The 8,571-nt window shown below is 70.8% G+C and carries 6 protein-coding genes and 1 pseudogene; 3 read left to right on the plus strand and 4 right to left on the minus strand.

Annotated elements, in window-relative coordinates; genetic code table 11:
* Positions 1-186: 186 nt before the first annotated feature.
* Complete coding sequence (locus tag VLK61_RS17180; RefSeq protein WP_325422836.1) at positions 187-1,491, minus strand: glycerate kinase type-2 family protein; 1,305 nt, start codon at positions 1,489-1,491, stop codon at positions 187-189.
* Positions 1,492-1,585: 94 nt separating this feature from the next.
* Here VLK61_RS17180 and VLK61_RS17185 point away from each other — a divergent pair, with 94 nt between their 5' ends.
* On the plus strand, positions 1,586-3,043 hold the full coding sequence (locus VLK61_RS17185; protein ID WP_325422837.1) for an 8-oxoguanine deaminase: 1,458 nt from the start codon (positions 1,586-1,588) through the stop codon (positions 3,041-3,043).
* Positions 3,044-3,058: 15 nt separating this feature from the next.
* Here the strand turns inward: VLK61_RS17185 and VLK61_RS17190 are convergent, their stop codons facing one another.
* The gene (locus VLK61_RS17190; RefSeq protein ID WP_325422838.1) at positions 3,059-4,372 is read right to left on the minus strand and encodes a sensor histidine kinase; all 1,314 of its coding nucleotides are present in this window, start codon (positions 4,370-4,372) and stop codon (positions 3,059-3,061) included.
* Positions 4,369-5,052 carry a response regulator transcription factor gene (locus VLK61_RS17195; RefSeq protein WP_325422839.1) on the minus strand — a complete coding sequence of 228 codons (684 nt, stop codon included), beginning with the start codon at positions 5,050-5,052 and terminating at the stop codon, positions 4,369-4,371. The genes VLK61_RS17190 and VLK61_RS17195 overlap by 4 nt, the downstream gene beginning before the upstream one ends.
* Before the next feature lie 65 nt (positions 5,053-5,117).
* Here VLK61_RS17195 and VLK61_RS17200 point away from each other — a divergent pair, with 65 nt between their 5' ends.
* The gene (locus VLK61_RS17200; RefSeq protein WP_325422840.1) at positions 5,118-6,500 is read left to right on the plus strand and encodes an NAD(P)/FAD-dependent oxidoreductase; all 1,383 of its coding nucleotides are present in this window, start codon (positions 5,118-5,120) and stop codon (positions 6,498-6,500) included.
* 62 nt (positions 6,501-6,562) lie between these two features.
* Positions 6,563-8,371 (plus strand): aminopeptidase P family protein, encoded by a 1,809-nt coding sequence (locus tag VLK61_RS17205; RefSeq protein ID WP_325422841.1) that lies wholly within the window; start codon positions 6,563-6,565, stop codon positions 8,369-8,371.
* Between the two features lie 4 nt (positions 8,372-8,375).
* On the opposite strand, the pseudogene VLK61_RS17210 reads toward VLK61_RS17205, so the two are convergent.
* Positions 8,376-8,571, minus strand: a pseudogene (locus tag VLK61_RS17210) (hypothetical protein); the annotation flags it as partial.

Raw genomic sequence — 8,571 nt, forward strand, 5'->3', positions numbered from 1 at the left:
TTGGTTACTTTCTTCGGCCAGGAAGAAAGTGACCCGCCTGCCGGGGCGGAATCCCGGCGCAGTGCAACGAAGAATCACCGGCAAAGGCAAGACAGTCCAAACGTCCGCTTCCAGCAACCACCAAAGACCGCAATGGGCCGAAAGCCGGTAGCCGACCCAGCAACACTTTCAAGGATCGACAGCGCCCTACAGCACTAGCAAAGCCCGGAAATCGTTGACGTTGGTGAAGGTCGGCCCCGGCACCACCAGGTCGCCCAGGGGCTTGAAGAAGTTGTAGGCATCGTTGCGGTCGAGGTAGTCCGCGGCCTTCAGCCCCAGCGCCTGCGCACGCACCAGCGTGTCGGGCGTGACGAGGGCGCCGGCGTTGTCCTCGATGCCATCGATGCCGTCGGTGTCGGCCGCCAGCACATGCACGCCGGGCTCTCCCTGCAGTGCAATCGTGCAGCCGAGCAGGAACTCGGTGGCACGGCCACCGCGGCCGCCCTTGCTCTTCACCGTGACCGTCGTCTCGCCGCCGGACAGGATCACGCAGGGCCGTGCAAACGGCGCACCGCGCCGCGCCACCGCGCGCGCCAGCGCCGCGTGCACCTTGCCGACTTCGCGCGATTCGCCTTCGATCTCGTCGCTGAGGATGTGCGCGGCCAGCCCGGCGCTGCGCGCCAGTTCGGCAGCGGCTTCCAGGCTTTGCTGCGGCGTCGCGATCATGCTGACCTGATGACCCGCAAAACGAGCGTCCCCGGGCTTCGGTGTTTCGAAGGCCCCGCTTTCCAGCCCGGCCCGCGCGGCCGCCGGAATGTCAATGGCGTAGCGCTGCAGGATGCGCAGCGCGTCGGCACAGCTGCTGGCATCGGGCACCGTCGGGCCGCTGGCGATGATGGAAGGTTCATCGCCCGGCACATCGCTGATCAGCAGCGTCACCACGCGGGCCGGTGCGCAGGCCGCGGCCAGCCGCCCGCCCTTGATCGCCGACAGGTGCTTGCGCACGGTGTTCATCTCATCGATCGCCGCGCCGCTTTTCAGCAGCGCCTTGTTGATGGCCTGCTTGTCCTCGAAGCTCAGCCCTTCGGCCGGCATCGCCAGCAGCGCCGAGCCGCCGCCGGAGATCAAACACAGCACCAGGTCGTCGGCCGTCAGCCCCTGCGCCAGCTGCAGGATGCGCTGCGCGGCGCGGCGGCCGGCTTCGTCGGGCACCGGGTGCGCGGCCTGCACCACCTCGATGCGGCCGCCGGCCTGCGCATAGGCCGGCGGCACATGGTCGTAGCGCGTGACCACCAGGCCGGACAGCGGCGCTTCGCGCGGCCACAGGGCGTCTACTGCAGCAGCCATCGCACCGCCGGCCTTGCCGGCGCCCAGCACCACGGTGCGGCCACGCGGCGGCGGCGGCAGGAAGCCGCCGATCACCCGCTCGGGCAGCGCACGCGCAACGGCGGCATCGTAGAGGGCACGCAGGAATTCGCGCGGCTGGGTGTGGGGCAGTGGCGGCGTGTTCACGCGCTGATTATCGGCGGGCGACCCGGTTGTCCGGCGCACCAGACCGCAGGGCTGTTTGAATCGCAGCGGCGCAATGCTGCCGCAGAATCAGCGCATGGCGCACCCGCTCGACCTGGCCGCCGGCTCCCGCGCCGAAGCCACCTTGCTGATCCACGATGCCGACGTCATCGTGACCATGGACGCCCAGCGGCGCGAACTGCGCGGCGGCAGCCTGTTGCTGCGCGGCCCGGCGATCGAAGCCGTGTGGGCCGCTGGCGAACGGCCGGTCGACGTGCAGGCCGACGACACGCTGAACGCGCAGGGCCACGCGGTGCTGCCCGGCCTGGTGAACACCCACCACCACATGTTCCAGTCGCTGACCCGCGCGCTGCCCGCCGCGCAGGATGCCGAATTGTTCGGCTGGCTGCGTGCGCTGTACCCGGTGTGGGCGCGGCTGACGCCGGAGATGGTGCAGGTGTCCACGCAGCTGGCCGCCGCCGAGTTGCTGCTGTCGGGCTGCACCACCAGCGCCGATCACCTGTACCTCTACCCCAACGGCGTGCGCCTGGACGACAGCCTGGACGCCGCCGCCGCGATCGGCCTGCGCTTCCATGCCACGCGCGGCAGCATGAGCGTGGGTGAAAGCGCCGGCGGCCTGCCGCCGGATGCGCTGGTGGAGCGCGAAGACCACATCCTGGCCGACACGCAGCGCGTGATCGAGCGCTACCACGACCCGCGCCGCTTCGCGATGCAGCAGGTGGCCGCGGCGCCGTGTTCGCCGTTCTCGGTCAGCCGCGAGCTGATGCGCGACTCGGCCGCACTCGCCCGCTCGCTGGGCGCGCGGCTGCACACCCATCTGGCCGAGAACGACCACGACCTGGCCTACAGCCGCCAGCACTTCGGCATGAGCCCGACCGAGTACGCCGAATCGCTGGGCTGGCTGGGTGACGATGTCTGGCATGCGCACTGCGTCAAGCTCGATGCCCACGGCATCGGCCGTTTTGCCGCCACCGGCACCGGCGTGGCGCACTGCCCCTGCAGCAACATGCGCCTGGGCTCGGGCATCGCACCGCTGCGTCGCATGCTGGACGCCGGCGTGCCGGTGGGCCTGGGCGTCGACGGCAGCGCCAGCAACGACGGCGCTCACCTGCTCGGCGAGGCGCGCCAGGCCTTGCTGCTGGCGCGGGTGGCGCGGGCCGCCGAGGCGCCCAGCGCAGGCGCCGATGGCCGGCTCACCTACGGTTGCGACCGCGGCCCGGCCGAGATGAGCGCCCGGCAGACGCTCGAAGTAGCCACGCGCGGCGGCGCGCGTGTGCTGGGCCGCGATGACATCGGCCATCTGGCGCCCGGCATGGCCGCTGACCTGGCGATCTATGACCTGAATACGGTCGCCATGGCCGGCGGCGCGGTGCACGACCCGGTGGCCGCGCTGCTGCTGTGCGCGCCAGCGCCGGCGGCCTACACCGTCGTCAACGGCAGGCTTGTCGTGCGCGAAGGCCGCTTGACGACGCTGGACCTGGGTGTGCTGATCGGCCACCACAACCGGCTGGCACGCATGCTGGCGGCGGGCTGAAGCACGCCGGCCGCCTCAGGCCGCCGGAAAGCGCAGTTCGACGCGCAGCCCGCCCAGCGGTGAATCCAGCAAGGCCAGCTGCGCAGCATGGCGCTCGGCGATCGAGCGCACGATGGCCAGGCCCAGGCCGCTGCCGCTGTCCTGCGCGGCGGTGCTGCCGCGCACGAAGCGCCCGAAAACCCGCTCACGTTCGGCGTTGGGAATGCCAGGCCCGCTGTCGTCGATGCGCAGCAGCAGCCGGCCGCCGTCGCGCGCCACGCCGGCCTGCACCTGGCCGCCGGCGGGGGTGTAGCGCAGCGCGTTATCCACCAGGTTGCGCGCCAGCACGGCCAGCGCGGCAGCGTCGCCGGGCACCGAGGCCGTCTCGTCGGCGGCCTCGACCTGCAGGGACAGCGCGGTGCCGCGGGCCTGGGCCAGCGGCGCGCTGTCGGCCAGCACCTGGCGCAGCAGCGGCGCCAGTGCCACCGGCTCGTGGGCACGCGGCGCGGCGCCCGGCTCCTGGCGTGCCAGGGTCAGCAGTTGTTCGACCAGGCGCGTGGCGCGGTCGACGCCGGCCACCAGCGTGTCCAGCGCGGCGCCTCGGCTGTGCTCGTCGCCGGCGCGGCGCAGCAACTGGGCCTGCAGCTTCAGCGCGGTCAACGGGGAACGCAGTTCGTGCGCGGCATCGGCGACAAAGGCGCGCTGGCTGTCGAAGGCCTGGCCCAGGCGTTCGAGCATCGCGTTGAGCGATCGCACCAGCGGCGCCACCTCGTCGGGCAGGCCGGCATCGGGCAGCGGCCGCAAGGTCGCGACATCGGTCTCGCGCAGCGCCCGTGCCATGCGCGACAGCGGCCGCAGCGAGCGCTCGATCAGCCACCACAGCGCGGCCGCCAGCAGCGGCGCCACCGCCACCAGCGGCAGCACGCTGCGCAGCGCGGCGTTGGCCGCCAGACCTTCGCGGATGGCGATCGGCTGCGCGACCTGGATCACCCGATCGTGCGCGGCGATGCCGAAGCTGCGCCATTGCCGGCCATCGACCGCGATGTCGGCAAAGCCCATCACCGCGCTGGACGGCAGCGACTTGTGCGCGCGCGAGGCGTACACGCTGCGGCCGTCGATGCGCCAGATCTGCACCACGAAGTCCAGGTCCTCGTCGCGCAGCGCCGCGGCTTCGTCGCCGGCGATCTCGCCCTGGTCGCGCAGCGACAGCGCCATCTGCCGCAGCTGGTAGTCGAACAGCGTTTCGGCTTCGTGCAGCACGTTGCGGTAGGTGACCCCCCCCACCACCGCGGCGGCCAGCACCAGCGCCACCAGCAGCGATAACAGCAATCGGACGCGGATCGAATTCATGTCCTGGACATGAAGTAGCCGACGCCGCGCATGCTTTGAATCACATCGGCGCCCAGCTTCTTGCGCAGCTGGTGCACGTACACCGAGACGGCATTGCTCTCCACGGCTTCGCCCCAGCCATACAGCCGGTCTTCGAGCTGTGCGCGCGACAGCACCGCGCCGGGCCGCTGCATCAGCGCTTCCAGCACCGCAAATTCACGCGCCGACAGCAGCACCGGCAGACCGTCCTTGGACACCTCCCGCGTGGCCGGGTCCAGCCGCACGCCGGCATGTTCCAGCACCGTGCTCGCGCGGCCGCCGTGGCGCCGCATCACCGCGCGCATGCGGGCCGTGAGTTCATCCAGATCGAAGGGCTTGACGAGATAGTCGTCGGCCCCGGCATCGAGGCCGGCCACGCGGTCGCCCAGCGCATCGCGCGCGGTGAGCACGATCACCGGCGTGGTGTCGCCGCGGCCGCGCAATGCTCTCAGCACCGCCAGGCCGCCATCGGGCCTCGTGGCGGCACCGGGCGCATCGGGCAAGCCCAGGTCCAGCAGCAGCAGGTCGAAGCGCTCGCTGGCCAGCGCGCTGGTCGCCGCCGCGGCGTCGTAGACCCAGTCCACCGCATGGCCCTCCAGGCGCAGCGCCTGGCGCAGGCTGTCGCCGATCATGCGGTCGTCTTCCACCAGCAAAAGGCGCATCGTCGTCCGGGGTGTGTGTAGGGGTTGACCCGAGCATAGCCGGCCCGCGCGCTATGCTTGCCGCCATGACAAGAACCCGAGTCTGCGTGATCGGGTGCGGCTTTGGCGGCCTGGAGGCAGTGCGTGCGCTGGCGCGCGACGAGGCCATCGACATCACGCTGATCGACCGCACCAACCACCACCTGTTCCAGCCGCTGCTCTACCAGGTGGCCACCGCCGGCTTGAGCGCGCCGGCCATCTCCGCGCCCATCCGCCACATCCTGCGGCAACAGGTGGCCAGCGGCCGGCTCACCGTGTTGCAGGCCGAGGTGATGGCCATCGATGCGCCCGGCCGGGCCGTCGTGCTGGACGATGGTGAACGCCTGCCCTACGACCAGCTGATCGTCGCCGCCGGCGCCACGCACAGCTACTTCGGCCATGACGACTGGGCCGAGCACGCACGCGGCCTGAAGACGCTGGCCGATGCCTTCGACCTGCGCGCGCGGGTGATCGGCGCCTTCGAGCGCGCCGAACGCTGTGCCGACCCGGTGGAGCGCGCGGCGTGGATGAACTTCGTCGTCGTCGGTGCCGGACCCACCGGTGTCGAGATGGCCGGCACGCTGAGCGAGATTGCGCAGAAGACTTTGTCGCGCGAGTTCCGCCGCATCGATTCGACGCAGGCCCGCGTGGTGCTGATCGAAGGCTCGGAACATGTGCTGGGTAGCTTCGTGCCGGCGCTGCGGCAGCGTGCGCGTGAACAGTTGCAGCGCCTGCATGTCGATGTGCGCACCGGCGCGCAGGTGACCGGCATCGACGCCACCGGCGTGCACTACAGCACCCGCGAAAACGGCGAAGCGCGGGCTCATCACCTGCCCAGCCGCACGGTGGTGTGGGCCGCGGGCGTCGCCGGCTCACCGCTGGGCCGGTCCTTGGCCGACAGCGCCGGCGCCACGCTCGACCGGGCGGGCCGCGTGATCGTGCAGCCCGATCTGAGCCTGGCCGGGCATCCGGAAATCACCGTCATCGGCGATCTGGCATCAGCCAAGAGCCACAACCCCGGTCATGGCCGCGGTGAACCAAGCGTCGTGCCCGGCGTCAGCCCGGCCGCCAAGCAGATGGGCCGGCTGGCCGCCGCCAACCTGCTGCGCCGCCTGAAAGGCGAGCCGACCCGCAACTTCCGCTACATCGACTACGGCAACCTGGCCACCATCGGCCGCCGCGCCGCGGTGGTGGACCTGGCGGTCCCGGTGTTCGGTGCCTTGCGCTTCTCGGGCTTCTTCGCCTGGGTGTTCTGGCTCTTCGCGCACATCTATTTCCTGATCGGCTTCCGCAACCGGCTGGTCGTGCTGATCGACTGGGCCTGGGCCTATTTCACCTTCGAGCGCCATGCGCGCGTGGTGGCGGTGCCGATGGCCGCCGATGCAGCGCCGGCAAGCCCGGTCGGCCCGGACGAGGCCCGGCCCGCCTAAAATCCGCAGCCCCGGACGGCGCTCGACCCGAGTGCCGCGCCACCCCCTTCGGAGCCCGCACGATGGACACCCGCCTCTCCCCGAACCGCGAACGCGTCGAACGTGTGCGCGAAGCCCTGGCCCGCCATGCCGCCGCCGCACTGCTGGTGCCCTCGGCCGACCCGCACTTGAGCGAATACCTGCCCGGGCGCTGGCAAGGGCGCGAATGGCTGTCCGGCTTCACCGGCTCGATGGGCACGCTGGTGATCACGCCGACCCAGGCCGCGCTGTTCGCCGACAGCCGCTACTGGGTGCAGGCGGACAAGGAGTTGCAGGGCAGCGGCATCACGCTGGTGAAGATTCCCACCACCGCGGCCAGCCACCACATCGACTGGCTGGCGCAGCAGCTGCAGCGCGGCGACGTGGTGCTGGCCGATGGCCAGGTGCTGGGCCTGGCCGGCGCGCAGCAGCTGCGCCAGGCCCTCGACGCGCAAGGCGTGCAGCTGCGCACCGACCTCGACCTGCTGGCCGAAGTCTGGCCCGACCGGCCGGCACTGCCGGTGGCCGCCGTCTACGCGCATGCCGCGCCGCAGGCGCCCGAGCCGCGCAGCACGCGCCTGGCGCGGGTGCGCGAAGCGATGGCGCGCCAAGGGGCCAGCCATCACTTCGTTTCCACCGTCGACGACATCGCCTGGATCACCAACCTGCGCGGCGCCGATGTCGAATACAACCCGGTCTTCATCGCCCACCTGCTGATCGATGCGACCCGCGCGACGCTGTTCGTCGGCGCCGGCAAGGTGCCCGCCGCGCTGGCCACGCAACTGCAGGCAGAAGGCTTCGCGTTGGCCGACTACGCCCAGGCCGCTCCGGCTCTGGCCGCCCTGCCCGCCGGCAGCGTGCTGCTGGTGGACCCACGCCGCATCACGCTGGGCTTTCGCCAGCAGGTGCCGTCGGCCGTGCGCGTGGTCGAGGCCATCAACCCCAGCACGCTGTTCAAGAGCCGCAAGGGTGAGGCCGAAGCCGGTTTCGTGCGCGAGGCGATGGCCGAGGACGGCGCCGCGATGTGCGAGTTCTACGCCTGGTTCGAAAGCGCGTTAGGCCATGAGCGCATCAGCGAACTGACGATCGACGAGAAGCTGTCTGCCGCGCGCGCCCGACGTGCCGGCTTCGTCGGCCTGAGCTTTTCCACCATCGCCGGCTTCAATGCCAATGGCGCGCTGCCGCACTACCGCGCCCTGCCCTCGGCGTACTCATGGATCGAAGGCAATGGCCTGCTGCTGATCGATTCCGGCGGCCAGTACCTGGGCGGCACCACGGACATCACGCGGGTCTGGCCGATCGGCACGGTCAGCGCGGCGCAGCAGCGCGACTTCACGCTGGTGCTGAAGGCGATGATGAACCTGTCGCGCACGCGCTTCCCGCGCGGCACGCTGAGCCCCATGCTGGACGCCATTGCCCGCGCGCCGCTGTGGGCCGAAGGCATCGACTACGGCCATGGCACCGGCCATGGTGTGGGTTATTTCCTCAACGTGCACGAAGGCCCGCAAAGCATCAGCAAGGCGGTGCCCGAAGCGACGATGGCGATGGAGCCCGGCATGATCACCTCGATCGAGCCCGGCGTGTACCGGCCCGGCCAGTGGGGCGTGCGCATCGAGAACCTGGTGCTCAACGTGCCGGCCGAAACACCCGAGAACGGCGCCTTCGGCGACATGCTGGCATTCGAGACGCTCACACTCTGCCCGATCGACGTGCGCTGCATAGCGCGCAACCTGATGCGCGAAGACGAAATCGACTGGCTCAACCGCTACCACGTGATGGTGCGGGAACGTCTATCGCCGCGGGTGAGCGGCCCCGCCAAGGATTGGCTGGAAGCCCGCACGCAGGTGTTCTGAGATCTCAGGCGGCCGTCAATCGGAACGTGGATACCAGGCCGGACAAGCGCCCAGCCTGCTCGCGCAGGCTCTCGGCGGCGGCGGCAGACTCTTCCACCAGCGCGGCGTTCTGCTGCGTCATCTGATCGAGCTGGATCACCGCGCCGTTGACGACACCCAGGCCGGTGCTCTGCTCGCGCGAAGCGGCCGTGATCTCGCCG

The sequence above is a fragment of the Aquabacterium sp. genome, assembly GCF_035476535.1.
Lineage (GTDB): Bacteria > Pseudomonadota > Gammaproteobacteria > Burkholderiales > Burkholderiaceae_C > Pseudaquabacterium.

Coding starts and splice junctions, on each gene's coding strand:
- VLK61_RS17185 (WP_325422837.1), top strand. CDS start 1,586: ATGGCGCACCCGCTCGACCTGGCCGCCGGCTCCCGCGCCGAAGCCACC.
- VLK61_RS17190 (WP_325422838.1), bottom strand. CDS start 4,372: ATGAATTCGATCCGCGTCCGATTGCTGTTATCGCTGCTGGTGGCGCTG.
- VLK61_RS17195 (WP_325422839.1), bottom strand. CDS start 5,052: ATGCGCCTTTTGCTGGTGGAAGACGACCGCATGATCGGCGACAGCCTG.
- VLK61_RS17200 (WP_325422840.1), top strand. CDS start 5,118: ATGACAAGAACCCGAGTCTGCGTGATCGGGTGCGGCTTTGGCGGCCTG.
- VLK61_RS17205 (WP_325422841.1), top strand. CDS start 6,563: ATGGACACCCGCCTCTCCCCGAACCGCGAACGCGTCGAACGTGTGCGC.